Source organism: Pseudomonas sp. MPFS, from assembly GCF_022537035.1.
Taxonomy (GTDB): Bacteria; Pseudomonadota; Gammaproteobacteria; order Pseudomonadales; family Pseudomonadaceae; genus Aquipseudomonas; species Aquipseudomonas sessilinigenes.
The window spans coordinates 4,039,014-4,063,062 of record NZ_CP066123.1 but is presented as its reverse complement, the minus strand read 5'-3'; the positions used below and the strand labels follow the sequence as shown (position 1 = coordinate 4,063,062).

The 24,049-nt window shown below is 59.1% G+C and carries 20 protein-coding genes, 1 tRNA gene and 2 pseudogenes; 16 read left to right on the top strand and 7 right to left on the bottom strand.

Annotation, left to right across the window (positions count from 1 at the left end):
- The first annotated feature begins 13 nt into the window (after positions 1-13).
- From I9018_RS18545 to I9018_RS18535, 3 genes are all read left to right on the top strand, one after another.
- Complete coding sequence (locus I9018_RS18545; protein WP_241107142.1) at positions 14-940, top strand: 2-dehydropantoate 2-reductase; 927 nt, start codon at positions 14-16, stop codon at positions 938-940.
- Positions 941-1,001: 61 nt separating this feature from the next.
- Positions 1,002-2,477, top strand: a complete 1,476-nt coding sequence (locus I9018_RS18540; protein WP_241107141.1) for an aldehyde dehydrogenase family protein — start codon at positions 1,002-1,004, stop codon at positions 2,475-2,477.
- Between the two features lie 120 nt (positions 2,478-2,597).
- The gene (locus I9018_RS18535) at positions 2,598-3,854 is read left to right on the top strand and encodes an OprD family porin (protein ID WP_241107140.1); all 1,257 of its coding nucleotides are present in this window, start codon (positions 2,598-2,600) and stop codon (positions 3,852-3,854) included.
- 375 nt (positions 3,855-4,229) lie between these two features.
- On the opposite strand, the gene I9018_RS18530 is transcribed toward I9018_RS18535, so the two are convergent.
- Positions 4,230-5,378: a PatB family C-S lyase gene (locus tag I9018_RS18530; protein ID WP_241107139.1), complete on the bottom strand. Its 1,149-nt coding sequence runs from the start codon at positions 5,376-5,378 to the stop codon at positions 4,230-4,232.
- A gap of 492 nt (positions 5,379-5,870) precedes the next feature.
- Here I9018_RS18530 and I9018_RS18525 point away from each other — a divergent pair, with 492 nt between their 5' ends.
- Complete coding sequence (locus I9018_RS18525; RefSeq protein WP_241107138.1) at positions 5,871-6,911, top strand: ABC transporter substrate-binding protein; 1,041 nt, start codon at positions 5,871-5,873, stop codon at positions 6,909-6,911.
- Positions 6,912-6,918: 7 nt separating this feature from the next.
- Here I9018_RS18525 and I9018_RS18520 read toward each other — a convergent pair whose 3' ends face one another.
- Positions 6,919-8,073, bottom strand: a complete 1,155-nt coding sequence (locus tag I9018_RS18520) for an alpha-hydroxy acid oxidase (RefSeq protein WP_068580786.1) — start codon at positions 8,071-8,073, stop codon at positions 6,919-6,921.
- A gap of 112 nt (positions 8,074-8,185) precedes the next feature.
- The gene (locus tag I9018_RS18515) at positions 8,186-9,097 is read right to left on the bottom strand and encodes a LysR substrate-binding domain-containing protein (RefSeq protein WP_241107137.1); all 912 of its coding nucleotides are present in this window, start codon (positions 9,095-9,097) and stop codon (positions 8,186-8,188) included.
- Between the two features lie 340 nt (positions 9,098-9,437).
- On the opposite strand from I9018_RS18515, the gene I9018_RS18510 reads away from it, so the two are divergent.
- Together I9018_RS18510 and I9018_RS18505 are read left to right on the top strand one after the other, a co-directional pair.
- A tRNA-Cys gene (locus tag I9018_RS18510) sits at positions 9,438-9,511 on the top strand.
- A gap of 90 nt (positions 9,512-9,601) precedes the next feature.
- Positions 9,602-9,760: pseudogene (locus I9018_RS18505) on the top strand (IS3 family transposase); the annotation flags it as partial.
- Positions 9,761-9,782: 22 nt separating this feature from the next.
- On the opposite strand, the gene I9018_RS18500 reads toward I9018_RS18505, so the two are convergent.
- Complete coding sequence (locus tag I9018_RS18500) at positions 9,783-11,063, bottom strand: MFS transporter (protein WP_241107136.1); 1,281 nt, start codon at positions 11,061-11,063, stop codon at positions 9,783-9,785.
- 44 nt (positions 11,064-11,107) lie between these two features.
- On the bottom strand, positions 11,108-12,091 hold the full coding sequence (locus I9018_RS18495) for a transporter (RefSeq protein WP_241107135.1): 984 nt from the start codon (positions 12,089-12,091) through the stop codon (positions 11,108-11,110).
- Between the two features lie 248 nt (positions 12,092-12,339).
- On the opposite strand from I9018_RS18495, the pseudogene I9018_RS18490 reads away from it, so the two are divergent.
- A pseudogene (locus I9018_RS18490) lies at positions 12,340-12,558 on the top strand (DUF6196 family protein); the annotation flags it as partial.
- Between the two features lie 316 nt (positions 12,559-12,874).
- Here the strand turns inward: I9018_RS18490 and I9018_RS18485 are convergent.
- A complete protein-coding gene (locus I9018_RS18485) occupies positions 12,875-13,261 on the bottom strand; it encodes a MerR family transcriptional regulator (RefSeq protein ID WP_241107133.1) in 387 nt (128 codons plus the stop codon).
- A gap of 73 nt (positions 13,262-13,334) precedes the next feature.
- On the opposite strand from I9018_RS18485, the gene I9018_RS18480 reads away from it, so the two are divergent.
- The 8 genes from I9018_RS18480 (at position 13,335) to I9018_RS18445 (ending at position 21,376) form a co-directional block, all read left to right on the top strand.
- Positions 13,335-14,399, top strand: a complete 1,065-nt coding sequence (locus tag I9018_RS18480) for an SDR family oxidoreductase (RefSeq protein ID WP_241107132.1) — start codon at positions 13,335-13,337, stop codon at positions 14,397-14,399.
- A gap of 126 nt (positions 14,400-14,525) precedes the next feature.
- A complete protein-coding gene (locus I9018_RS18475; RefSeq protein ID WP_241107131.1) occupies positions 14,526-15,467 on the top strand; it encodes a chromate resistance protein ChrB domain-containing protein in 942 nt (313 codons plus the stop codon).
- Positions 15,460-16,830, top strand: a complete 1,371-nt coding sequence (chrA, locus tag I9018_RS18470) for a chromate efflux transporter (RefSeq protein ID WP_241107130.1) — start codon at positions 15,460-15,462, stop codon at positions 16,828-16,830. The genes I9018_RS18475 and chrA overlap by 8 nt, the downstream gene beginning before the upstream one ends.
- Before the next feature lie 336 nt (positions 16,831-17,166).
- A complete protein-coding gene (locus I9018_RS18465; RefSeq protein ID WP_241107129.1) occupies positions 17,167-17,541 on the top strand; it encodes a hypothetical protein in 375 nt (124 codons plus the stop codon).
- Between the two features lie 322 nt (positions 17,542-17,863).
- Positions 17,864-18,523, top strand: coding sequence for a carbonic anhydrase (locus I9018_RS18460; RefSeq protein ID WP_068580604.1), 660 nt, complete (start codon positions 17,864-17,866; stop codon positions 18,521-18,523).
- 106 nt (positions 18,524-18,629) lie between these two features.
- Positions 18,630-19,043 carry a hypothetical protein gene (locus I9018_RS18455; protein WP_241107128.1) on the top strand — a complete coding sequence of 138 codons (414 nt, stop codon included), beginning with the start codon at positions 18,630-18,632 and terminating at the stop codon, positions 19,041-19,043.
- Positions 19,044-19,395: 352 nt separating this feature from the next.
- Complete coding sequence (locus tag I9018_RS18450; protein ID WP_241107127.1) at positions 19,396-20,208, top strand: alpha/beta hydrolase; 813 nt, start codon at positions 19,396-19,398, stop codon at positions 20,206-20,208.
- Positions 20,201-21,376 carry a PAS domain-containing sensor histidine kinase gene (locus I9018_RS18445; RefSeq protein ID WP_241107126.1) on the top strand — a complete coding sequence of 392 codons (1,176 nt, stop codon included), beginning with the start codon at positions 20,201-20,203 and terminating at the stop codon, positions 21,374-21,376. The genes I9018_RS18450 and I9018_RS18445 overlap by 8 nt, the downstream gene beginning before the upstream one ends.
- 1,095 nt (positions 21,377-22,471) lie before the next feature.
- Here the strand turns inward: I9018_RS18445 and I9018_RS18440 are convergent.
- A complete protein-coding gene (locus I9018_RS18440) occupies positions 22,472-22,984 on the bottom strand; it encodes a hypothetical protein (protein ID WP_241107125.1) in 513 nt (170 codons plus the stop codon).
- 365 nt (positions 22,985-23,349) lie between these two features.
- Between I9018_RS18440 and I9018_RS18435 the strand changes: the two genes are divergently transcribed.
- Positions 23,350-24,048 (top strand): Fic family protein, encoded by a 699-nt coding sequence (locus I9018_RS18435; protein WP_241107124.1) that lies wholly within the window; start codon positions 23,350-23,352, stop codon positions 24,046-24,048.
- Position 24,049 lies beyond the last annotated feature (1 nt).

The following is a 24,049-nucleotide window of genomic DNA, read 5'->3' as shown; positions in this document are numbered from 1 at the left end:
ATCAGGAGGTTCGATGAACATCACCATTCTCGGCGCGGGCGCCATGGGTTCGCTGTTTGGCGGCCTGCTGGCGGAAAGCGGCCAGCAGGTGACCCTGCTGGACATCAACGACGAGCACCTGGCAGCGATCCGTAACGACGGCCTGCTGCTGGCCACCGACCGCGGTGAGCGGCACATCACGGGCTTGAACGCCTGTCGCCCGGAACAGGCTACGGGGTACCCCGACCTATTGCTGGTGTTCACCAAGACCCTGCACACCGACAGCGCCTTGCGCAGTGTTGTCGGGCATATCGCCGAGCACACCCGGGTGCTGACTCTGCAGAACGGCCTGGGCAATGCCGAGTCGCTGTCCCGGCATGTGGCCCCGGGGCAGGTGGTGATCGGCATGACCAACTGGCCCGCCGACATGGTCGGGCCGGGGCAGGTGCAGTCCCACGGCCAGGGCATGGTCCGGGTGCTGGCCCTCGACGAGGGCGAGCAACAGGCCAGTCGTGAAGTGGCGGCGGTACTGGATGCGGCGGGGTTGAACTGCGCGGTGGACCCCGAGGTGTGGACCTCGATCTGGGAGAAGGTGGCCTTCAATGCGGCGCTGAACAGCCTGTGCGCGGCCACTGGCTGCACCGTCGGCCAGTTGGACGCGGCGCCGGAAGGCGTGGCACTGGCCCGGGCCATCGTCATGGAAGTGGTGGCCGTGGCCCGCTCCCAGGGGATAGTGCTGGATGCTCAGCGCTGCCTGGACAGCGTGGCCTTCGCCATGGCCAACCACCGCACGCACAAGCCATCGATGTTGCAGGACGTGCTGGCCGGAAGGCCTACGGAAATCGGTGCGATCAACGGCCAGGTACTGGCCCGGGCGCGGGAGGCGGGTGTGGCCGTGCCCCACACCGAAACCCTGCTCGGCCTGCTGCGGTTGATCGAAAAACGTGCTACCGCACAGTAGAACCCAGCCCGCTGCGGGTGACACATCGGTTTATGAATGCTGTTCCTTGAGGAGATTTTCCATGAATGATTGCAACGCGGTTTATTGCGACCTGCATCTGCAACCCATCGCCGGACAGTGGCGCGCCGGTGCCGCCGGCAAGACCCTGGCGGTGACCAATCCGTTCGACGGTGCTCTGCTGCTGGAGGTGGCCCAGGCCAACCGCAGCGACCTGGATGCAGCCTATGCCAAGGCCGCCCAGGTTCAACCGCAATGGGCAGCCCTGGGGCCATCGCAGCGTGCCGCGGTGCTGCACCGGGCGGTGGCGATCTTCGACCGACGCCAGGAGGAGATCGTCGACTGGATCATCCGTGAGTCCGGCAGTACGCGGATCAAGGCCCTGGCCGAGTGGGGCGCGGCCAGGGCCATTACCCAGGAGGCGGCGTCCTTCCCGGCGCGGGTCCACGGGCGGATTGTCGAATCCGATGTGCCAGGCAAGGAAAGCCGGGTCTACCGCAGCGCCCTGGGGGTGGTCGGGGTGATCAGCCCGTGGAACTTCCCCCTGCACCTGACCCAGCGTTCCATCGCCCCGGCACTGGCCCTTGGCAATGCGGTGGTGGTCAAGCCGGCCAGCGATACCCCGGTGTGCGGCGGCCTGCTGCTGGCCAGGATTTTCGAGGAAGCGGGGCTGCCCGCCGGGGTGTTCAGCGTGGTGGTGGGGGCCGGCAGCGAGATTGGCGACGCCTTTGTCGAGCACCCAGTGCCGGCGTTGATCACCTTCACCGGCTCGACCCCGGTGGGGCGCGGCATCGGCTGTATCGCCAGTGGCGGCGAACACCTCAAGCATGTGGCCCTGGAGTTGGGAGGCAACAGCCCGTTCGTGGTGCTGGACGATGCCGACCTGGAACAGGCGGTGAACGCCGCAGTGTTCGGCAAGTTCCTGCACCAGGGGCAGATCTGCATGGCGATCAACCGCATCATCGTCGATGAGCAGCTCTATGACGCTTTCGCCCAGCGCTTCGTGGCCCGGGTCAAGCAGCTCAAGGTGGGTGATCCGCAATCGCTGGACACGGTGATTGGCCCGGTGATCAACACCCGCCAGTTGCAGGGTCTGCAAGATAAGATCGCCTTGGCCCGCGAACAGGGCGCCGAGCCGCTGTATGAGGGCGGGCAGAACGGCAACCTGCTGGCGCCCCATGTGTACGGCGAGGTGCGTGCCGACATGGACCTGGCGCGCAATGAAATCTTCGGCCCGCTGGTGGGGCTGCTGCGAGCCCGGGACGAAGCCCATGCCCTGGAGCTGGCCAACGACAGCGAGTTCGGTCTGTCCAGCGCGGTGTTCACCAGGAACCTGGAGCGCGGGGTGAACTTCGCCCGGCAGGTGCGCGCCGGCATGACCCACATCAACGATGTGCCGGTGAACGATGAGGCCAACGCACCCTTTGGCGGCGAGAAGAACTCCGGGCTGGGACGCTTCAACGGCGACTGGGCGATCGATGAGTTCACCCGGGACCACTGGATCAGCCTGCAACATCGGGCACGTCAGTATCCCTTCTGACCCGGCACCCCGATTAGCGCCCGGCCACCCTGGCCGGGCTTTTGAGCATCCATGGGCAGACGGGCTGTTGTCGGCCTGTCGGGGCACGGCTGCGCCTATGAAAAGCGGAGAACAATAATAATGAACACCCGTCATCCGATGCTCTGCCGTTCCCTGGTTGGAGCGTCCTTCTCCGTGGGCCTGTGTGCGCCTTCATGGGCTGCCGACGACAGCGGTTTCTTCGAGGGGAGCAAGACCGACCTGCTGCTGCGCAACTACTACTTCAACCGGGATTTTCGCGATCATGATGCACCCAAGGGGCAGGTGGAGGAGTGGGCCCAGGGGTTCATTCTCAAGTTCAGTTCCGGCTATACCCCGGGCGCTGTCGGTTTTGGTCTGGACGCCATCGGCCTGTTCGGCCTCAGGCTCGACAGCAGTCGCGCGGTCAGCGGCTCGGAGTTGCTGCCGGTGCACGACGATGGGCGCGCCGCGGACAATTTCGGTCGTGTCGGAGCGGCCTTGAAGGCGAGGATTTCTGCCACCGAGGTCAAGCTCGGTGAGCTGCTGCCGGACATACCCTTGTTGCGCTACGACGATGGCCGCCTGCTGCCACAGACCTTCCACGGGGCCATGCTGGTGTCCCGGGAGATCGACGGCCTGGGCCTGCAGGCCGGGCAGTACCGTGCTGTCAGCCTGCGCAACTCCTCGGACATGCAGGACCTTTCGGCCTGGGCTGCGCCGGGGGTCAAGTCCGACGGCTTCAACTACGCCGGTGCCGAATACCGCTTCAACCAGCAGCGCACCTTGCTCGGTGCCTGGCATTCGCAACTGGAAGACATCTACCGCCAGAGCTACTTCAACCTGTTGCACAAGCAACCGCTGGGCAACTGGACCCTGGGAGCCAACCTCGGCTACTTCATCGACCGCGACGATGGCCGCGCGCGCATCGGCCGGGTCGACAGCTACACCGCCTATGGTCTGTTCTCCGCCTCTCGGGCCGGGCACACGCTGTACCTGGGGTTGCAGAAAGTCAGCGGCGACAGCCCCTGGATGTCGGTCTACGGCAGCAGCGGGCGGACTCTTGGCAACGACATGTTCAACGGCAATTTCAGCAACGCCGGCGAGCGTTCGTGGCAGGTGCGTTATGACTATGACTTTGCCGCCTCGGGGATTCCCGGGCTGCTGGCCATGGTGCGCTACGGTCGTGGCGACCACGCCACCACCAAGGCCGGCAATGGCGGTCACGAGTGGGAGCGCGATACCGAGATCGGTTACACCCTGCAGAGCGGCACCTTGAAGAACCTCAGCCTGCGGCTGAACAACGCCACCAACCGACGCAGCTTCCACAGCGACTTCGACCAGACCCGGTTGATCGTCAGCTACCCGCTGTCGCTGTAAAAACCTTGTAGTCGCTGTCGGAGGCTGCGCACGCCCTGGGCGGCACTCCGTCGCAGGTGGCGCGCAGGACTTGAGCTCGCAGGAGGTTGGCGGGGGATTGTCAGGCAAGGCGCTGCGGGCCTTTGCTCAGCTTCGCGGGCTCAGCAGCGGCTACAGGTGAGGTGGGGATGCGTGTTGCGGCGGTCCTTGCGTTACTAGGGCCACCCGCGTTACTTGGTTTTTGGGGTGTATGGATCCACTGAGCGTCCATGAGAAGGTGGCAGCCGAAGAGCCGAAGAGCCGGGGACCGGCGGCAGGCAGGGGGTGGGGTGGGCCGCAGCTGCCGGCACGGGGGGCTGCAGGCTGCTGCGGTGTCGAGGTGAGGGTTGGGTTGCTTTAGCGCTGCTCCAGACTCCGCTCCATACGTCGGATGCCTTCTTCCAGCAGGGCCCGTGGGCAGCCGAAGTTCAGGCGCACGAACGGCTTGCAGTCGTCACCGAACTCCAGCCCCGCGCTGAGGCCGACCTTGGCCTGTTCGAGGAAGAAGGCATGGGGATCTTCCAGGCCCAGGCCGCTGCAATCGAGCCAGGCCAGGTAGGTGCCTTGCGGTGCGTGCATGCGGATGCCCGGCAGGCGAGTGCGTATCGCCTCGAGCAAGTAGTCGCGGTTGGCCTGCAGGTAGGCGATCAGCTCCCGTTGCCAGGAGCCGCCCTGGACCAGGGCCGCATGGGTGGCTTCCAGGCCCAGGGGGCTGACGCTGTCCACCATGCCGGCCCGGGCCTCATTGAAGGCCAGGCGGGTGGCCGGGTCCTGGACGATGGCGAAGCAGGTCTTCATGCCCGCGACGTTGTAGGCCTTGCTGGCCGACATCAGGGTGATGGTACGCCGGGCGATCTCCGGGCCGAGGGTGGCGGTGGGAATGTGCCGACGACCGTCGAAGCACAGCTCGGCGTGGATCTCGTCGGACACGATCAGCGCGCCCTGTTCCAGGCATGCCTCGGCCACCGCTTGTAGTTCCTCCCGGGGGAAGACCTTGCCCAGGGGGTTGTGCGGGTTGCTCAGCAGTAGCGCGCCGGCGCCCTGCAGGGCCTGGCGCAGTTCGGCCATGGGCGTGGTGTAGGTGCCTTCGGCGGTGACCTGGAACGGTACCTCGATCTTGCGCAGTTGCCAGTTGCCGGGGGCCAGGCGCAGGGGCCGGTAGTTGGGGGTCTGCACCACCACCTGCTGGTGCGGTTTGACGAAGGCGTGCAGGGCCATGTTGAAGCCCGGCTCGACCCCGGGCAGGAAGATCAGCTCGTCGGGTTGCACGCGCCAGGCGTACTTGTGCCACAGGTCGGCGACGACCGCCGCGCGCAGCTCGTCCCGGGCCACGCTGTAGCCCAGCAGCGGGTGCTCCAGGCGCTGGCGCAGGGCATCGATGATTTCCGGTGCGGCGGCGAAGTCCATGTCGGCCACCCACATGGGCAGTACATCTTCGGGATAGCGGCTCCACTTGGTACTGCCGGTGCCGTGGCGTGGGTGCAGGGTATCGAAGTCGTAGCTCATGGGCGGGTCTCGTCGGCTTGCAAGGCAAAGGTGCAGAGATTCTAGCTGGCTTGTCCTGCATTGGGCATGGCCCTTGGGGAGCGCCTGCAAGGCAGCTTTTCCCTTGCCTGTGCCTCATAAAAACCTCGTTTCGCCAGGTTCCGGGTTATGTCGACAATGAGCCCCTGCATGCGCTAACGCCCCGTCCGGGAGCCTTGGCGATGCACTGCCGATCGATTTGTTCTTCCTACAAAAACAACAGGGAGCAAGCGATGACTCGCCATCGGAACATGGCCTGCCCGGGATATCCGCCACAGGCCACAGGCGCATCCGAACAACCGGATCACAGAAATCTCAGTCATGGCTACCAGGCATTGCGGCCCGGGTTGCGGGCGCCTGGGCGCTGAACAAGGTTCGTCGTGCCTGGTGCGGTGCCGCCCGTGGATACGGTCGTAGCCAGGCCCATGGGATGCCGGTTCGTGCGGGCGGGCCGGCTTCATTGAGGTAGATCTTATGTCCAGTATCTTGCGTTGCGGCGTTGCATTGTCGTGGCTGTTGTTATGTGCCAGCGCCTTGGCCGAGCCACAGAAGCTCACGGTCATCTCCTTTGGTGGCGCTACCAAGCAGGCCCAGGAGCAGGCCTATTTCCAGCCGTTCGACCAGACCGGGGCGGCCCGGGTGATTGCGGGCGAGTACAACGGCGAGTTATCGAAGATCAAGGCCATGGTCGAGGTCGGCAAGACCAGTTGGGATGTGGTCGAGGTGGAGAGCCCAGAGCTGCTGCGTGGCTGTGACGAGGGGCTGTTCGAGCCCCTGGACCTGGCCCGGTTCGGCGATCCGGCGCAGTTCGTGCCCGGCACCCTGACCGAGTGTGGCGTAGCGACTTATGTCTGGTCGATGGTCATGGCCTTTTCTCCGCAGAAGCTGGCCAGGGCGCCCGAGTCCTGGGCCGATTTCTGGAATCTCAAGGATTTTCCGGGCAAGCGTGGCTTGCGCAAGAGCGCCAAGTACACCCTGGAGATTGCCCTGCTGGCCGATGGCGTGCCGCCCGCGCAGCTGTACCAGGTGCTGGCTACCCCGGAGGGCGTGAGCCGGGCTTTTGCCAAGCTCGACCAGATCAAGCCGTATATCCAATGGTGGGAAGCCGGCGCCCAACCGCCCCAGTGGCTGGTCGCCGGGGACGTGGTAATGAGCGCCGCGTACAACGGACGGATCGCCATGGCCCAGAAGGAGGGCATGCAGTTGAGCATCCTCTGGCCCCAGAGCCTGTACGACCCGGAGTACTGGGCGGTGGTCAAGGGCTCGCCGAACAAGGTCCTGGCCGAAGACTTCATCCTGTTCGCCAGCCAGCCCCAGGCGCAGAAGGTGTTCTCGCAGAACATCCCCTACGGGCCGGTACACCGCCAGGCGTTGCCATTGCTGGCGCCGACGGTGCAGCGGCAGTTGCCTACCTATGAAGCCAACTTGCAGGGCGCACGGGCGGTGGATGCCGGGTTCTGGGTCGATCACGGCGAGGACCTGGAGCAGCGCTTCAATGCCTGGGCGGCCCGTTGACTGAAGCTCAGGGCAGGGGGTAGCTGCCGGGCACCAGCAGTTGCCGGTCGACTTGCTCGATCCGGGTGTGGCCACAAAGTGCCAGGGTCAGGTCCATTTCCCTGGCGATGACCTGCAAGGCCTGGCTGACCCCGGCCTGGCCCAGGGCGCCGAGGCCATACAGGTGAGCCCGGCCGATCATCGCGCCCTGGGCGCCCAGGGCCAGGGCCTTGATCACGTCCTGGCCGCTGCGGATGCCGCTGTCGATCCAGACCTCGGCCTGGCCGCCAACGGCGTCGACAATGGCTGGCAGCATGCTGATGCTCGACGGCGCGCCATCGAGTTGGCGCCCGCCGTGGTTGCTGACGATCAGCGCATCGGCGCCGCTGGCCACTGCCAGGCGGGCGTCCTCCACGTCGAGGATGCCCTTGAGAATCAGGGTGCCGCCCCAGCGCTGCTTGATCCATTGGATGTCGTCCCAGCTCAGGCAAGGATCGAACTGCTGGTAGGTCCACTCCGCCAGTTGGCGCATGTCATGCACGCCCGTGACGTGGCCCATGATGTTGCCGAAATGCCGACGCCGGGTGCCCAGCATGCCGGCGACCCAGCGAGGCTTGCCCAGTAGGTTCAGCAAGTTGGCCAATGTCGGCCGGGGCGGGGTGCTGAGGCCGTTCTTCAGGTCCTTGTGCCGTTGCCCGCTCAGCTGCAGGTCGAGGGTTAGCACCAGGGCGTCGCAACCGGCGGCCTTGGCTCGGTCGATCAGGCGGCCGACGAAGTCGCGGTCGCGCATTACGTACAACTGGAACCAGAACGGTGCGGCCGTAGCCTCGGCCACGTCCTCCAGGGAGCAGATGCTGACTGTGGACAGGGTGTAGCGGATGCCGGCTGCCGCTGCGGCCCGGGCCGCGAGAATCTCGCCATCGGCGTGGACCATGCCTGCCAGGCCAGTGGGGGCGATGGCCAGGGGCATGGCCATGTCGATGCCCAGCCTGTGTACCTGCAGCGAGCGATTGTCGATATTGCGCGCCACCCGTTGGCGCAGCTTGATGCCTGCGAAGTCGGCCTGGTTGGCGTGGTAGGTGCTCTCGCTCCAGGAGCCGCCGTCGACATAGTCGTAGAACATCCGTGGAACACGACGTTGGGCCAGTCGGCGCAAGTCTTCGATGCAGGTGATGATGGGCATGGGCCACTCCTGTGTGATGGATCGCAGCAGACTAGTGCGCCGGGCCAGGAGCGTTGCGGAAAACTATTCCCGGCGCGCGGGCGTTTTTTTCCCGGAGCCGGTAAGGGCTGTTTCAGCCCTGGACGTGGGCGCTGCCTTGGGCCACGGCGTCGCGGCAGATGCGTTGCAGCCAATGGGCCAGGTCCTGGGCGGCGGGCGAGGGCGCGGGCATGTCCAGGATGTAGTGGTAGGACGGCGGGCTGCTGACCTGGCCGAGGATCACCAGGCGGCCCTGGGCCAGCCAACTGCGGGCCAGGGACGGCCGGGCCAGTACCACGCCCTGGGCGTTGGCGGCGGCCTCCAGCAGCATGCCCAGGTCCAGCAGGGTCGGCCCTTGGTCGGGCTCCGGCAAATCCAGGCCGGCGGCCTGCAGCCAGGGGCGCCAGGGTTCCAGGGGCGAGCGCAGCAGAGGCAGCCGGGCGAAGTCCGCCGGTAGTTGCAGAGGGCGGAAGCGGGCGAGCAGGGCAGGGGCGGCCATCGGCAGCAGTTGTTCGTCCAGCAGGCGCCGGGTCGTTGGCGCATCGAGGCTATCGCCACGGACTTCGAGGTCGCACTGGCCATTGGTGGCGTTGGACAAGGGCGCCGAAAGCTGGATCTGCAGGTCGATATGGGGATGGGCCCGGCTGTGTTCGTTGAGGCGCGGGATCAGCACCTGGCGGGCGAAGGTCGGCGGGCTGCACAGGATCAGCCGCTGCTTGCGCTGCACGGTGCGCCGGTGCTGGGGGATGCTCAGCAACTGTTGCAGTACCGGTGCCACCTGTTCCAGGTACAACTGGCCATCGGCAGTAAGCCGCAAGCTACCGCCTTGACGCTCGAACAGGCCCAATCCCAGCAGTTGCTCAAGCCCGGCAATGCGCTTGCGCAGCGCGCTGCCCGTCAACGCCAGGCTCTCGGCCGCCTGCTCGAAGCTCTTCAGCCGGGCGGCACTTTCGAAGGCCAGCAACGCATCCAGGGAGGGCAGGCGGTAGTCGTTGGGAGCCTTCATGGGAATTCCTTCAGGGTAGCCAGCAGCAGATCTTACGGGGTGGTGCGATGCAGGGCGAGCAATGCCCGGCGATGTATGGGATCATCCGCCCCTGGCCACGGCGCAGGGAGCAGATGCCTCCAGCCCGAAAAGCCTTAGAAACCCCTCGCTAGAAAAAATATCGAATAAGAGTTGCCAGGACTGGAAAACACGTCCATAATTGCGACCATTCCTCAGCGAGGAAACGGAAAAACTCTTTATAAATCAATAGGTTAGATAAAGAGTTGAGCGATCGAAAAGATCCTCAAGCCGTTCCAGTTTGTACGTGTTCAGTGTTGTTTTTCAGGCATTGGACATTTGGGGCCGAGTAGCAAAATGGTTATGCAGCGGATTGCAAATCCGCCTACGCCGGTTCGATTCCGACCTCGGCCTCCACCCTTGAAAACCCCGTAGATTAACGTCTACGGGGTTTTTTATTGTCTGCAGGAAAGCGTAGGCGCACCAAAACGTTGCTGTTTGGTGGGGTTACCGAGCGTGGGTTATATGAGTGCATCGCTGGCCCAGCAGGATATCGGTCGGTTTTTGATGCAGAGATACAACTGGCAACGGCCACATCAACTCAACACTGGGCTGGCGCCCACAGTGGCTGAGGAGAAACTCTACGCAGTGTCCGGGATTAGTTGACCACTACAAGCTTTCTAACCCTTCAACCTCGCGTCAAACCTACAACCCCGCTCTTTTCCTCCTGGAACTCTTTACGCATACACAGCAGGATAAGAAAAATGACCGTCTGTACACCGGTAAACGCGCTAAATGCAGCGACGAATGAACCGCTGGCTTCAATGATCGCTCCCATTAACGCCGGCGCGATTAAGGTTGAGGAAATACCAACCATCTCGGCATAGCCAATGGCATTACCACTGAGCTGGTCTCCATACTTCTCACTCAGTAAGGCGAAAATAGCGCCACCGCTGAACACCGCCACACCACTCATGACCGCGACGGTGATCAACCCACCATAGGGTAAACCCAGCTTGAGCGTCATCAGAAACGAAAGTGCCGAGAGCAGAGACAGCAAGGAGCCGATCTTGAGAATCAACACGCGACGTCGGAACAGGTCGCTGCAGTAGCCGCCTAGCAGCAACATGATGATTTGCGACACGCCCATCAGAGTGCCTATTGTGGCCGCTGATGCAGTTGCCATGCCTTGGGTCTCGATAAAGGCTGGAACCACCCAGGTAGCGGTTGCGGAGATAGCAAACATGTCTCCAAAGATTGCGAGCGACGCAATGTAGAACCAGCGTGACTTGAAAATAAGGCTAACTTTTGCGACTGCTTGATTGGCGGGAGGCTCGTCGTCCCAGGCAAAGTCGGGTAACCCCACACAGCGGCGCTCGCTCTTGACCAGTACCCAACCCAAAAACGCGACAACCAAAGTGCCAATCGCCAGAACGATGAAAAAACCGCGCCAGCCAACGGCTTCGGCAAGAGGAATCCCGATCGCAAAATCTACGGTGATCGCCAGACTAAAAGCTGCCAGCAACGCGCTCAGTGCTCTCCCGCGCTGAGCGGGAGGGAACCATGTAACAACCAATTTTGCTGCTGCGATCCACACCGCGGCATCGAAAAACCCCACCATCAAACGCGCGGCTACCATCGCTTCATACGACGTGACTTGCGACTGCAATAACATGAACACGCCAACACCCAGCAGGCCACAACAGTACAGTGCACGTGTCGAAATCCGACTTCCCCATGCGGCCCAAAAAACCATACCCAATGCGTAGGTGATGGAGAACGAGCCTTGTACGATACCGATTTGCAGTGGCGACAAATGCAACGTTTCTGTGACAAAGGGAATTACGGCTGCGAACCCATACCAATCACCCGCCAGAAATAACTGGGCAATGACGCCCATCAGAAGGCTAATGGTTTTCCATTGTTTTAGCGTGGTGCGCTGAGTGATGTTGAGCGACGACATTTTCATGCCAGATACTCCATTAACAAACACAGGAATTGATTGGGACAGGTTCATAGTTTGTGTACCCATCGCATCACAAAGCGGTTGCCTTCAGGACGGTTGCGAGCTTCGGATTCGAAGTAAAGGTTGGCAATCACTACGTCTTGGCGAGAGAACGCAAACATAGCGCCGGGGCCGATGGCGAAAACTTTTTCGCGTCGTCCAGATACTGAATCACCATCGATTTTTGTATCGGTGAACTGGTTGAGCCAGTACCCGTTCACACCTGCCGAAAATTTTGGGGTGAATGCGTAAAGGATGTTGAAATTCAGATGCACCGCTTGCCCGGCCTGCACATCATCGACCCCATCGCCATAGGTCTCTGGTGAGGGAGCATCGTTTTTAGCGTTCCACAGGTAGTGCAGACGCCACGAAATTGTGGTTTTGGAACTAGCCCAAAACGTCGCAGCCCAATATGGATTAAATGACCAGAAGTTTGCCCCTGGGTTGATCGCAGTATGTTTTTTGTAGTCGCCCACGGGGGCGATTACATCTGCCTCCAAGCGATGGACAAAGCGAGGGCCCTCGTCGCCCATGATTGGTTTGAACTGCAAGTAAAAGCCAATGTTGAGGTCAGCCAGACCTTCTGAACCGTCGAGCACGGTATTGTTCAAGCCATCGTCGACATGGTTCTTGGTAACCACGGGCAGAACTGCCGAAAACCCCCAATCGGAATCGTGGGGGCCACCACTTCCCTGATAAATCAGCTGCATCAGCACACTGTCTATATTGGTGGTCGACTTCGACAGGCCGATTTCATGCCCTTTGTTGTTGGTGATCTTCCTGCCGCGATAGTTCTGGTAGAACAACGATGCACTCCAGCCTTTGCCGCCGGGTACCTCAGCGCCATCATAGAACGTTGTCGAACCCAGGTTGACCACGGGAAGGTCAACGGCATGAGCGCTGATATGAATGGAGCATCCGACGATCAGGCCAACGATCAAGTGACTACGGTTTTTTACACACTGGTCTCCAAAGTTTTGAAGGTATTTCACCTTATTCGCTCCAGACTGATGTAATTGTGTTCGGGCTTTTTCAAATGAAAAACCCGATATTTTTGAGGACAGTAGGAAGTGGTGATGGAAGTCGGCTCGTTGTTCTGTTGACGGCTTGGGCCGACTAAACACGATGGTGCGCTGAGGCCGCGGGATGCTCTATCCGCGTTATGGGCAATAGCTATCCTGTTTTTATTTACGTGATTCTTGAACGAGCTCCATGAAAGCCAGGACACCGTTTCCATTTTCCGGAAGGCGCCGACAACAGCGGGTTCGTTGGCTGGTTGGCAATGCACCTGAAGCAGAAGTTTGGAACCGGCGTTTTTGTGACTTGTGGCCAAAATCGAGAGGAGGGCGGGATTTTTGATTATTGGGGCGTCCCGGCGAGCCTAGGTTCAGATGTCTTCGCAGAGATCCAGGCCTTGGCAGATGGCCGAGTGCATGGTGAGGTGGGCGTTTCCTTGTAGCGAATTCGTCCGCGCGCGCCCAGATGTCGGCTTTTGCCCGTTACCAGGGCAAAACTGGGGCAATCCGGACACCAATCAATGCCAGCGGCTTCATGCCCTGATGCGTCAAGAAAGACCTACAGCCTTTGTTCTTCAGAGTGGTGCATTCGATTGGGTCGGCTTTGTACAAACGATCACTCAGTGAATCCCAAAAGTCGCGCCCATCTTCGCCGTATTCGATTGTGGCGAGCTGTACCTTGACCCGGTTGCGCAGCTCCACTCGTTCACATTTCAAGTCGAGGGTCATATAGCGCCAGATGTCGTTGACAAGGCCGTCTCATGGACTCGATGGCGGAGCAACAATTTGCCCGAGGGCAATGGCGCTGGCTTCAAGCTTCGCACGTTCTGCGTCCAGGAAAACATACGTGGCTTGCAGGGTAGTTATCTTCGTTTTGATTTCGGCCATCTTGCTGGCGACCAAGGCTGCACCTTGGGCGCAATTGATCGTATTGCCCCGTTTGGCTGCAAGGATTTCTCCAATCTCAGCGAGTGAAAACCCCACATCCTGCGCACTCTGAATGAACGCCAGATCGCCAACGGTCTGCTCGCTGTAGGTGCGGTAGTTGTTGGCCTGACGATGGGCCGTTATAAGCCCGAGCTGTTCGTAATAGCGCAATGCATGGCGACCGATGCCACTTCGCTGCTCCAGCTCTCCAATATTCACAGTAAAAATCCCTTGACTATAGAGTTAGCTCTATACCCTAGCCTGCGCCGATCATTCAAACAAGGAGTCAGGCATGAGTGTGGAATGCTTCGTTACAGGCGGCAGTGGGTTTGTGGGGCAACATTTGCTGGCCCATCTTACTGCGGCGGGGCACAAAACCTGGGTGCTTATGCGCAACCCAGAAAACATCAAACGTCTCAGAGAGCAGGTGGGTCACCTGGGCGGTGATCCTGCCTATGTCCACGCTGTTGAAGGCGATATTAGCAGGGAGGGACTTGGACTGAGCGAGGCCGCCACGCAATGCCTGGCTTCGGTCTCTGTGGTTTTTCACCTCGCTGCGCAATTCTCCTGGGGGCTGACCATGGACGCCGCGCGCGCAGTGAATGTGCAAGGGGCGCTGAGAGTCGCCAGGCTTGCGGCGAGCCAACGCATCCGATTGCTGATGGTGGGCGGCTTCATGCTGCAAAACCTTAGTCACCTGGCCAATATCGGGGTGGATCATGAGTGCCCTGAAAACACCGACTGGCCCGCAGTCTACAGCCGTGTTGGTGGCTATGAAGGCAGCAAGCTCGAGTCCCATTTCGCAGTCATCCGTTATATGCAGGAAGCGAATGCGGACTACACGATCGTTCATCCTGCCACGGTTTGCGGCCACAGCGAGAGCGGGCATATCCTGGAAGGCCAGCCTCTGGCCGAGCTCATCCGAAATCTGGCCCAAGGCCGGTTCAAGGCTGTCCCTGGTTCCGCTAGGCACTGGCTGCCATTAGTCAGTGTCGATTACCTCGTGACAATGATTACCTGTGTGGCGTTCGACCCGTCGATGGCCAACCGGCAGGTCCTGGCCCTCTACGACGGCACACCGAACTTACCGGGGATGCTCGAACAGATGGCAACAACGCTGCAAGTCAAGGCGCCCCGTCGCTACGTAGCAATGAGGTTGCTTCGGTGGCTTTTGATGATTCCCGGCCTGGCATCCCGACTTGGGATCAGTGCTGAGTCATTGGACTTTATTCAGACGCAACGCTTTGACATGAGCGCTAGCAAGCAGCTTGAACGGAAGTATCAGTTCGCCCATCCCGACATGACGCGAACATTGGAAATGACCGTGCGCTACGTCAAGGGATACTTGCGCGATTAAAGCAATCCCGTCAGGCACTCCTTGACGATGCGGCACCTGATTCAGTTGGCCTGATGAATGACCTTTTGCTTTTGGTCAAATCAAAACTAATGTAGAGGAAGATACATTTTATGTTGAGTCTTCTACATGATTTGTTGGTCATTACTGGTTCTCGGCTTGCCGACTGCCAATTCCACCGAGCGGATGCGCGCTTGGAGGACCCTGAAAGCCTCTGGTGCAGCCGTACTGCGCGATGGCGTGTATTTGCTCCCGGCACAAGGCCCTATTCACGAGACGTTTGAAGCGGTGAAGCGAGATGTGCTGGCTATCAACGGCACGGCGTATCTCCTGTCCGTGTCCGAGAGTGAAGAGCGCTTCAGTGAACTGTTCGACAGAAGCGATGAGTACACCAAGTTGATGGAGGACATCGCAGGGCGCAGGGCCAAGCTGTCGACAGAGAACGCGCTGCAGGCGGCACGGCAGGTGCGTAAGCTCAGAAAGTCCTTCGACCAGTTGGCAGCCATCGATTTTTTTCCCGGCTTGCTCAAAGCTCAAGCCGACTCGGCACTCCTGGAGTTTGAGACAGCCATCAGCCGTGCACTGTCTTGCGATGAGCCCCGTGCATGCGACGAGGCCATTGAGCGGCTGGAGAGCAGCGACTATCAGGGGCGCCGATGGGCGACCCGAAAGCGTCCCTGGATGGATCGGCTGGCATGCGCCTGGCTGATTCGCCGCTTCATCGATGTCGATGCGCAATTCATTTGGCTGGACAGCCCCAACGACTGCCCAAGCAATGCGCTCGGCTTCGATTTCGATGGTGCCCGGTTCAGCCATGTCGGCCAGCGAGTGTCCTTCGAAACCCTTATCGAGAGCTTTGCCGTTCAGCAGCCAGGCCTGTCCAGGTTGGCCGCTGTCGTCCATTACTTGGATGTAGGTGGAAGCCAGCCTTGCGAGGCGCCTGGCATCGAGCGTGTCTTGGCGGGCATGAGAGAAAGCATTGGCGACGACGATCAACTGACAATAGTCGCCGGGGGCATCTTCGATAGCCTGCTGACGGCTTTCGCACACGAGGAAACCCCAAATGGTTGAGACCCCCTCCGGAGTAAGCGAACAGCCTCCATCACACGCTGCTCAGAAGCCGATTGGCTTGTTTGAAGCGTTTCTGTTCTGGCTCAAGCTGGGCTTTATCAGCTTTGGCGGGCCCGCCGGGCAAATCTCGATCATGCATCAAGAGCTGGTTGAGCGCCGGCGCTGGATCAGCGAGAAGCGATTCCTGCACGCGCTGAACTACTGCATGTTATTGCCTGGCCCTGAGGCTCAGCAGTTAGCCACCTACATCGGATGGCTCATGCACCGCTCATGGGGGGGCGTGATTGCCGGTGTGCTGTTCGTGTTGCCTTCGCTGTTCATCCTGATTGGCTTGTCCTGGGTCTACATTGCCTTCGGCGAAGTGCCGGTAGTCGCGGGGATCTTCTACGGCATCAAACCTGCAGTCACGGCGATCGTCATCCACGCGGCTCATCGGATCGGCTCTCGCGCACTGAAGAACGGCATGCTGTGGACCATGGCCGCGGCGTCGTTCGTAGCCATTTTCGCCCTCAACGTGCCTTTCCCGCTGATCGTGCTGGTTGCCGGTATCGTCGGCTATATGGGGGGGCGTTTCGTGCCCGGTAAATTCGTGATTGGTGGCGGTCATGGGGCGGCCAAGAGCAGCTATGGTCCGGCCCTGATCGACGACGACACGCCCGCGCCTGAACATGCGCGTTTTCGGGCAGGGCACTTGCTGCGCCTGGTCCTAATCGGCGCACTACTCTGGACCTTGCCGATGGGGCTGCTGACGCTTACGTTTGGCTGGAATGGCACCCTGACACAGATGGGCTGGTTCTTCACCAAGGCTGCACTTTTGACCTTTGGGGGGGCGTATGCCGTGCTGCCTTATGTCTATCAGGGAGCTGTCGGGCATTACGGATGGCTAACGCCAGCTCAAATGATCGATGGCCTCGCCTTGGGAGAAACCACGCCAGGACCACTGATCATGGTGGTAGCCTTCGTCGGCTTCGTCGGTGGTTACATGCAGCCGATGTTGGGTACGGAACATCCCTTCCTTGCCGGCGCAGTCGCGGCAAGCCTCGTCACCTGGTTCACCTTCCTGCCGTCCTTCCTTTTCATCCTGGCCGGTGGCCCTTTGGTGGAGTCCACCCACAACGAGATGAAATTTACCGCACCGTTGACGGGGATCACGGCCGCCGTTGTGGGGGTGATCCTGAACCTTGCCATGTTCTTCGGCTACCACGTGCTCTGGCCAAAGGGTTTCAACGGGATGTTCGACTGGCCTTGCGCGCTGATCGCGGTTGCGGCCGCCGTTGCCCTGTTTCGTTTTAAGCGAGGTGTGATCCAGGTGTTGATTGCCTGCGCCGTAATGGGCCTGGTAGTCCATATGATGCGTGTTTGAAATCGGGGGGGATCGGCTCAGCATCAATTCCACAATCAAATTCATAACCTGCGTAGGTCATGGGTTACAGCCTTTCCAGGCGATCCTGCTTGCGAAACGGATTTACCACTAGTTAACTGAAAACATGAAATTTTATATGTATTGAAAATTCGCCTACGCCGGTTCGAGCCTGACCCGGCTTCCCCTTGAAAACCCCGTAGATTAACGTCCACTGGGTTTAATGCTGGCGTACCAGAACGTTACTGTTTGCTAAGGTTTTTTATGCGCTTGCCCATCCACAGTATGTCTCCCAGAATGCCGCACATTTGATCGATCGCTAGATGGGTAACAAACAACATGGATGCAGTAGAAGTACGTGAGGAGTGCGAGCGCCTTCTTGAAACAGATCACATGGACCACGAGGAAATTATCTGGTCCCTTCAACAGGCTGCGAATCCCGAGAGCATTCCCTTCCTCCGCCAGGCCATATTGCTCAAGCCTGATCTTGAGTACCTCGACTACGATGACTACGGCAGCTTCTACAAAAAATGCCTCTGGGCATTGCAAGCTATTGGTACGCCAGGCGCTTTCGCCGTTATCGAAGAGTGTACGCATTCGGTGGAGGATGATTTGTTCGAGCAAGCGATGTATCGCATGTCGCGAATAGGTCTCAAGGTGCGCGGCTCTACTGGCTTGGCTATGTGGAGCCCCGAACATGACGTTAGTTCTTGAAGTGGACCAGGGTCATCCCGAAACCTGAAGCTATGCGAGCGCCGAAGATTCGATCCTGTATGCGGTGAAGTTCGGTGTGATCATTCCAGCAGAAGTTTTTGTGCAGGCGGCCGTCCAGGCAATGTGAGGGTATTGGGTCGTCAGCATTTTGCATGGGCGATGCTCTTGGTCGGTATTGTTTTATCCCTATCTGCCGCGATGATTATGTCTCGATGTCCATCTACAGCCAGCGTGCGACGTCTGCAATAATGACGAGCACTGCGGCGCGATGACCTATCGAGTGCTTTGCGCCAACATCTGGTATTAGGGTTTGGAGAACTCCATGCGTGACATTATCGACGGCTTTCTGCGCTTTCAGCGCGAGGTTTATCCGCAACGCATCGAGCTTTTCAAGCAGCTCGCGACGACACAGAACCCCAAGGCGTTGTTCGTCACCTGCTCGGACAGTCGTGTTGTACCTGAGCTCCTGACGCAGCGTGAGCCGGGCGAACTATTCGTTATTCGCAACGCCGGCAACATCGTGCCGTCCTACGGTCCCGAGCCGGGCGGCGTTTCGGCCACTGTCGAATATGCAGTCGCCGTGCTTGGCGTACAGGACATCGTGATTTGCGGACACTCGGACTGCGGAGCGATGGGTGCGATTTCACGCTGCACGTGCCTGGACCATCTCCCGGCGGTCGCCAACTGGCTACGCCATGCGGACGCCGCAAAAGCGATTAACGCAGCCCATGAATTCGACACGCCGCGTGCGAAGCTCGATGGCCTGGTGCGTGAGAACGTGATCGCACAACTGGCGAACCTGCGTACGCATCCATCCGTGGCACTGGCGCTCGAGCAGGGACGCATGAATTTGCACGGCTGGGTCTACGACATCGAAGCTGGAGGCATCGATGCGCTTGATGGTGCGACGCGAAAGTTCGTACCACTTGCGGATTCGCCGACCACTGTTGCCATCTCTGCGCGAAACGCCAGGCAGATGTAGTAGCGACTAGCCAATAACGGTGGCTGCGCTGCTTCCAGAATGATGATGGGCAACGTGTTGGTGGTGGTACCAGCGAAATGGCCAGATGGCATACGTGAGTACAAATGTGAAAGCCATTAGACGCTGGCGAAATGTGGCCGTCCTCTCTCTGTTGATGATCTCGCCGTTTGCGTTCTGGTATGTCGCAACTCCTACTGTAACGGTTCACTATTCAACCCTAGCCACAGAAAATCTTGGCATCGTCTGGAATACGCAACATCGAATCTACAGGAGCGGGCGCGGGGGGCTGTATCCCGGCGAGACTTCAATGGATTTCGGCCACATATTTCCAGATGAAGGCTTTTTCATGGAGGTCTACTGGTGGGGAAAAAGAACCGGCAATCATTGCGTCAATATCACGCCCCAATGGCCGACGACGCATATTTACCTCAATGCGAACGGCGACATCGATAGAGGCGAAGACGGTGGTACGGATACCAACCGCTTGAAGCCATGCACCTCGGATGACGCGAAACCCTAAGCTGATTTCTACAGAATCTGGCCCCCGCCGTTTGGACATGTTGCACGGGGTGAGGGCGGGTGCTTTCTGGTCTGGAACAATGAGCTGTCGGCCCATCACGGCTTGGCAAGCACTTGGCTTCCTCCGGGACGGTCAGCACGTTATGCAGACCATTTAGTCAGTCGAGCGCCGAGCGGCTGTTTCGCGTATGTTGGCGGGCTGGCCATGATGCACTGCTGAAGCAAAATGGCTACAAGAACGAAAAAACCAGCGTCAAATGCAAGGTCGATTGCGTCAAATTGCTACTATTCTGAATTGGCAGCTCAACCTATGGCCGCTGCCAGGCATTTTGCTGCACAACAATGGGATAGGTATGACCCTGCAAAAACGCAACAACGTCCACATGGCTGGCGGCGGCAGTGAAACCTTGATCCTTTCCCATGGATTCGGCTGCGACCAGTCGATGTGGAAATTCCTCCTGCCCCATTTCATCAAGCGTTTTCGGGTGATCACCTACGACCTGGTGGGGGCCGGCCAATCCGACCTGGGCAGCCATGACCGGGATAAATATGCGTCGCTCTGGGGCTACGCCGCGGATCTCAATGAGCTGATCGATGAATACGCCGAAGGGCCGGTGATCCTGGCAGGCCATTCGGTGGGGGCGATGATCGGCGCCTTGGCGGATCTCCAGCATCCCGGACGGATCGCCGCCCATGCGATGATCGGCGCCTCGCCTTGCTACATCGATTCTGCTCCTTACATCGGCGGCTTCTCGCCTGACGAGATCCATTCATTGCTCGATACCCTCGACGACAATTACCTGGGCTGGTCCAGCACCATGGCCCCGGTGCTGATGGGCGCCCCGGGGCAACCGGCGCTTGGCGAGGAGTTGGTCAACAGCTTTCGGCGCACCGATGCGCAGATTGCCAGGCAGTTCGCGCGAGTCATCTTTCTGTCCGACCACCGCCAGGATATCGCCGGCCTGCCGACACCGGCGCTCATCGTGCAATGTTGCGACGACCCGGTGGTGCCGGTTGCCGTGGGCGAATACCTGCATCGCGTGCTCCCCAATAGCCAGCTGAGCGTGATCGACAATATCGGCCATTATCCGCAGTTGAGCGCCCCCAGCGCCTGTTCCGCAGTCATGGATACCTTCTTCACCCAATGTGAATTTGGCCATGGATGACACGCTGCTGCTCTGTACCGAGCCGTTGTTCGAGGAGGCTCCCTGCGGGCTGGTGGTCATGGCCGAAGATGGCACCCTGTTGCGCTGTAACCAGACCCTCTGCAATTGGCTGGGATATGACCGGGCCAGCCTGGATGAGCGTCCCTTCGAGCAGCTGTTGACGGTCGGCAGCCGGCTGTTCCAGCGCACCCACTGGATCCCGTTGATGAAGATGCAGGGCTCGGTCGCCGAGGTGAAACTCGAGCTCCAGCACCGCGACGGGCATGGCATTTCGGTGTTTCTCAATGGGGTCAGGCGCGAAACCGCCGAGGGCGTTCGCTACCAACTCGCCTTGTTCGGTACGACCGAGCGAGATCGTTATGAGCGCGCGTTGCTGGCGGCGCGACAGCGCGCCGAAGAGCTGCTGGCCCAGAAGATCAGCGCCGAGACCGCGCTGCAGCAGGCCAAGGCGGAACTCGCGGCGGCCTATGAAAGCAGCCAGCGCCGCGCAGCATTCGCCGAGCGGATGGTCGCTATCGCCAGCCATGACCTGAAAACCCCGATGACGGCGATCAAGATGGCCACGCAGTTGCTCGAACGTGATGCGCGTACCGACAAGGCGCATCGCTTGTTGAGCAGCATCAGCCAGTCCGCCGAGCGTGCGCAGCGCATGATCGTCGATCTGCTCGACTTCGCCTCGGTGAGGATTGGCCAGGGCATCAGCATCCGCCGCCACCCGGTCGACGTGGTGCAAGCGGTGGAACAAAGCTTGAGTGAACTGCGGGTGGCCTTCGGCAATGCCGATATACGCCACCTTTCGCGGGGCAGCGGGGCGTTCACCCTGGACCAGGACCGCCTGCAGCAGATGATCGGTAACCTGGTGGCGAACAGCGTGGCCTACGGCGACCTGGGTTTCCCGATCACGTTGACCACCGATCTGTCGGAGCAGGGCGCGATCATCACCGTGCACAACCATGGGTCGGCGATCGCCGAGGACTTGCTTGCGACCTTGTTCGAGCCGATGGTGCGTGCCAGCGAGCAGCAAGATTCGCTGCGTTCGGTGGGGCTGGGCCTGTTCATCGTCCGGCAGATTGTCGAGGCCCATGAGGGCAGGGTCTCGGTGACGTCGAGTCCGGTTTATGGCACCAGGTTCTCTATCCATCTGCCTGCGGACGTTGGGTTGGGCTGAGAGGACGACTGCCGGGAACCTGCGCTGCTCAATGGCTGAACGCTGAGATAGCGCAAGTACCGGCTGAAGTCAGGCGACTAATCATCGGGGCGGCCATCTATGCAGGAGGCTAGGCTCAACCAGGCCGGGACAGACTGGCAGTAACCGGTTTGGGTTGCTTTCTAAAGCGAGACGTCCGGATGTATCTGCCAAGCATCCATAGTCCACTACCAATAGCGGCCATAGCGATAGACAGGATCAAGTTGAACAGCTCTTCTGCAACTTGGCTGGGTGTCACGAACCTCGAGAGCATTACCACGGCAGAAACAATGATCGTCTTTGCGGTGAGGAGCAAAAGCAAAACTGACGCGGCATAAACCGGTATCGAAAGCGCGGTACGTAGCCAGTTGTGAGCCTTCTTTATTAGCGATTACTTCTTTGATCGACTGAGCAGGTTGCAGCACGGTAATGCCTTCTCGAAGCAAGTCCAGCCGCACGATTTTTACTGAAAGAGAATTGTCACCCTAACCGCCCATGAGGCGGTTTTGGTTGCCTGGAGGAAACATGGGCAGCACTTTCGCGTCACTTGACATCGCAGCTGAGTCCTCCCAGGCGGGCAAGGGCCGAGGCAAGTTCGGAAAAGGTCTGGCAGGCATGGGCAAGAGGAGCCGTCGCGCGCAAGAAGTACATGGTCAACGTAGAGTTCGGTTGCTGGTGGCGTGTTCACACTTATCGCAACTTTCGAGTAGGCCTCCTATCCCTGAGTTAGGCCGCAGAGGCTTGGCATTTATCGCTCTTGATGTCCGAGGCAGGTGGACACACAAGTTAAGCGCTTGGGAGCTGCTCGAGCCTCTATGGTCGCCTGCGACGGTCTGTAGATCTCTGCTGGCCGGTTCTGATATTGCGCCGCCTCTGACAATTTGCCGAGCCCATTTGGGACCTTCATGAGGTCAGTACCTGGAACCCAACCGTTGGTTGCGAGGATTGTGTGGAATAGATTCGGCTATTCCTCCAGCTGTTTCGGGGCGCTTACATAGACTTCTGGTTTGTGAGCGTTATCAAAATTGAGTCATTGAACTGAAATAGCTGCGAGTGCTTGCTTACCCTTTGGCATCATCAACGTTTGCAGTCGATCAAGATCAGGCCAGTTGGGAGGCCTCCAGGGGTTTTCCGCTGGGTATACAACACGGCAAAAAATAGTGCAGCTTTCAATGTGAAGAGCGGGTTGGTGTCCACGGGGATCAGCCTGGCATCCAAGTGCTCATCTTTGACTTTTAACTGCCACTGTTGAAGGTCCAAGGTGAATTGCTCGTCTTCTACCGAGTAGAAGAGCACACAGTCCAGATCTCCTGGCGTGACTGTAGTGTCCAGGAAACTACCCCCTATCAATACGATCTCAACAAGAATTCCTGATTCTCTCAGCTCGTCAATAGCGGCTATTAGTTGGGCACGAAAGGAGTGCCTGACGGGGTCCAGGAGTTCCTTGGAGAATTCGGAAAGGTGAGTAATGTAAGGCGCAGAATTAAGTGGGGTGCTGGTGGCCTTATTATCAATGAACGCTGGAAAGTCAACCGACCTTGCTTTGTTGTAGTGCTGCAGAAGAATTGAATCCAAAGTGCTGGAAGCCATTAAGATGTGCCTGGGTTGAGTAAGAATCGGATCGCAACGTTTCAGTTCAAGTAATCAAAAGCCTACTTCCCTGTCGAGCTTATCCCTATTGTGGTAGTGGTGTCGATATTTTGCGCTGTTTTTTATAGTTTTGGTCTGTCTTTTAAAACAAGCTAAATGTTCATAATGCTGCAAGGATATTGTCATATCGAACTGTTAACGTGAATGGCTTGCGCAACCTGAAAGCAAGTTGTGTTGAATAAACTTATTTTGTGCCCTTTAGCACTATTGGCAAGGATGGAATGGACTCTGTCTGCACTAATTCGAAGGTTAACTTCAGAAAGCCATTGGTTTATCCAGTCGGCACTGTTTTGACTGAAGCAACAATGGAAGCTCTTGTTGAGGCTCAAGAACTGCTGTTGAGGTTTCAGAGCAAGCCTTGGCCCATCACGCTTGAGTCCATCTCGAGAACTTTGAAGGAAGAAGATAGTGCTTGTCGCTTTCGACATCCGCTATCCGAGCACTACGCGGCAAGGAATCCTTTTGAGCCATTATCTGGCCGGACTTTCCTTGAGCGGCGCCATATCGAAAGTATTTCATTGGCATTTGAGGATACCTTGAACTATCCCGGGTATTCAGGCATCTGCGAGTTTTTGCAGTACACCGCTGAATGTCTCACCGGCAGGTCTCTTGGGGTTAGGCAGTCCCAGGTCGCGGTCATACCTGATAACCAAGGTTATTCTGTAACTTTTATAAAGTCGTCAGAGGTCCGGCGCGCATTAATCACACTTTGGCAGTACCTGGTCGACTCTTTTGGTAATCAGGTCAGTATCTTTCGTGCATCTACAGCCGCTATCGGGCTAATGAACTGCCACCCATTTGTTGATGGTAATGGGCGCTTGGCGCGAGCGCTCTTCAATGTCCTGACTGCACGCACAACGCAGACTTATATCCCTTTGTACGACTTTTATAACTGTACGCCGGGTGGTCATGTTCTGCGTATTAGACAGGCAGAGCTATTTGGCGATTGGGATGATTGGATTCGCTTTCATTGCGACATCATCAGTTTCATGGCGAATAAATAAT

Excerpts from the sequence above, each read along its gene's own strand:
- I9018_RS18545 (WP_241107142.1), top strand. The coding sequence starts at position 14 with ATGAACATCACCATTCTCGGCGCGGGCGCCATGGGTTCGCTGTTTGGC.
- I9018_RS18530 (WP_241107139.1), bottom strand. The coding sequence starts at position 5,378 with ATGAGCTACGACTTCGATACCCTGCACCCACGCCACGGCACCGGCAGT.
- I9018_RS18480 (WP_241107132.1), top strand. The coding sequence starts at position 13,335 with ATGAGTGTGGAATGCTTCGTTACAGGCGGCAGTGGGTTTGTGGGGCAA.
- I9018_RS18440 (WP_241107125.1), bottom strand. The coding sequence starts at position 22,984 with ATGGCTTCCAGCACTTTGGATTCAATTCTTCTGCAGCACTACAACAAA.
- I9018_RS18475 (WP_241107131.1), top strand. The coding sequence starts at position 14,526 with ATGATTTGTTGGTCATTACTGGTTCTCGGCTTGCCGACTGCCAATTCC.
- I9018_RS18540 (WP_241107141.1), top strand. The coding sequence starts at position 1,002 with ATGAATGATTGCAACGCGGTTTATTGCGACCTGCATCTGCAACCCATC.
- I9018_RS18520 (WP_068580786.1), bottom strand. The coding sequence starts at position 8,073 with ATGCCCATCATCACCTGCATCGAAGACTTGCGCCGACTGGCCCAACGT.
- chrA (WP_241107130.1), top strand. The coding sequence starts at position 15,460 with ATGGTTGAGACCCCCTCCGGAGTAAGCGAACAGCCTCCATCACACGCT.
- I9018_RS18435 (WP_241107124.1), top strand. The coding sequence starts at position 23,350 with ATGGAAGCTCTTGTTGAGGCTCAAGAACTGCTGTTGAGGTTTCAGAGC.
- I9018_RS18445 (WP_241107126.1), top strand. The coding sequence starts at position 20,201 with ATGGATGACACGCTGCTGCTCTGTACCGAGCCGTTGTTCGAGGAGGCT.
- I9018_RS18535 (WP_241107140.1), top strand. The coding sequence starts at position 2,598 with ATGAACACCCGTCATCCGATGCTCTGCCGTTCCCTGGTTGGAGCGTCC.
- I9018_RS18500 (WP_241107136.1), bottom strand. The coding sequence starts at position 11,063 with ATGAAAATGTCGTCGCTCAACATCACTCAGCGCACCACGCTAAAACAA.
- I9018_RS18465 (WP_241107129.1), top strand. The coding sequence starts at position 17,167 with ATGGATGCAGTAGAAGTACGTGAGGAGTGCGAGCGCCTTCTTGAAACA.
- I9018_RS18460 (WP_068580604.1), top strand. The coding sequence starts at position 17,864 with ATGCGTGACATTATCGACGGCTTTCTGCGCTTTCAGCGCGAGGTTTAT.
- I9018_RS18515 (WP_241107137.1), bottom strand. The coding sequence starts at position 9,097 with ATGAAGGCTCCCAACGACTACCGCCTGCCCTCCCTGGATGCGTTGCTG.
- I9018_RS18525 (WP_241107138.1), top strand. The coding sequence starts at position 5,871 with ATGTCCAGTATCTTGCGTTGCGGCGTTGCATTGTCGTGGCTGTTGTTA.
- I9018_RS18450 (WP_241107127.1), top strand. The coding sequence starts at position 19,396 with ATGACCCTGCAAAAACGCAACAACGTCCACATGGCTGGCGGCGGCAGT.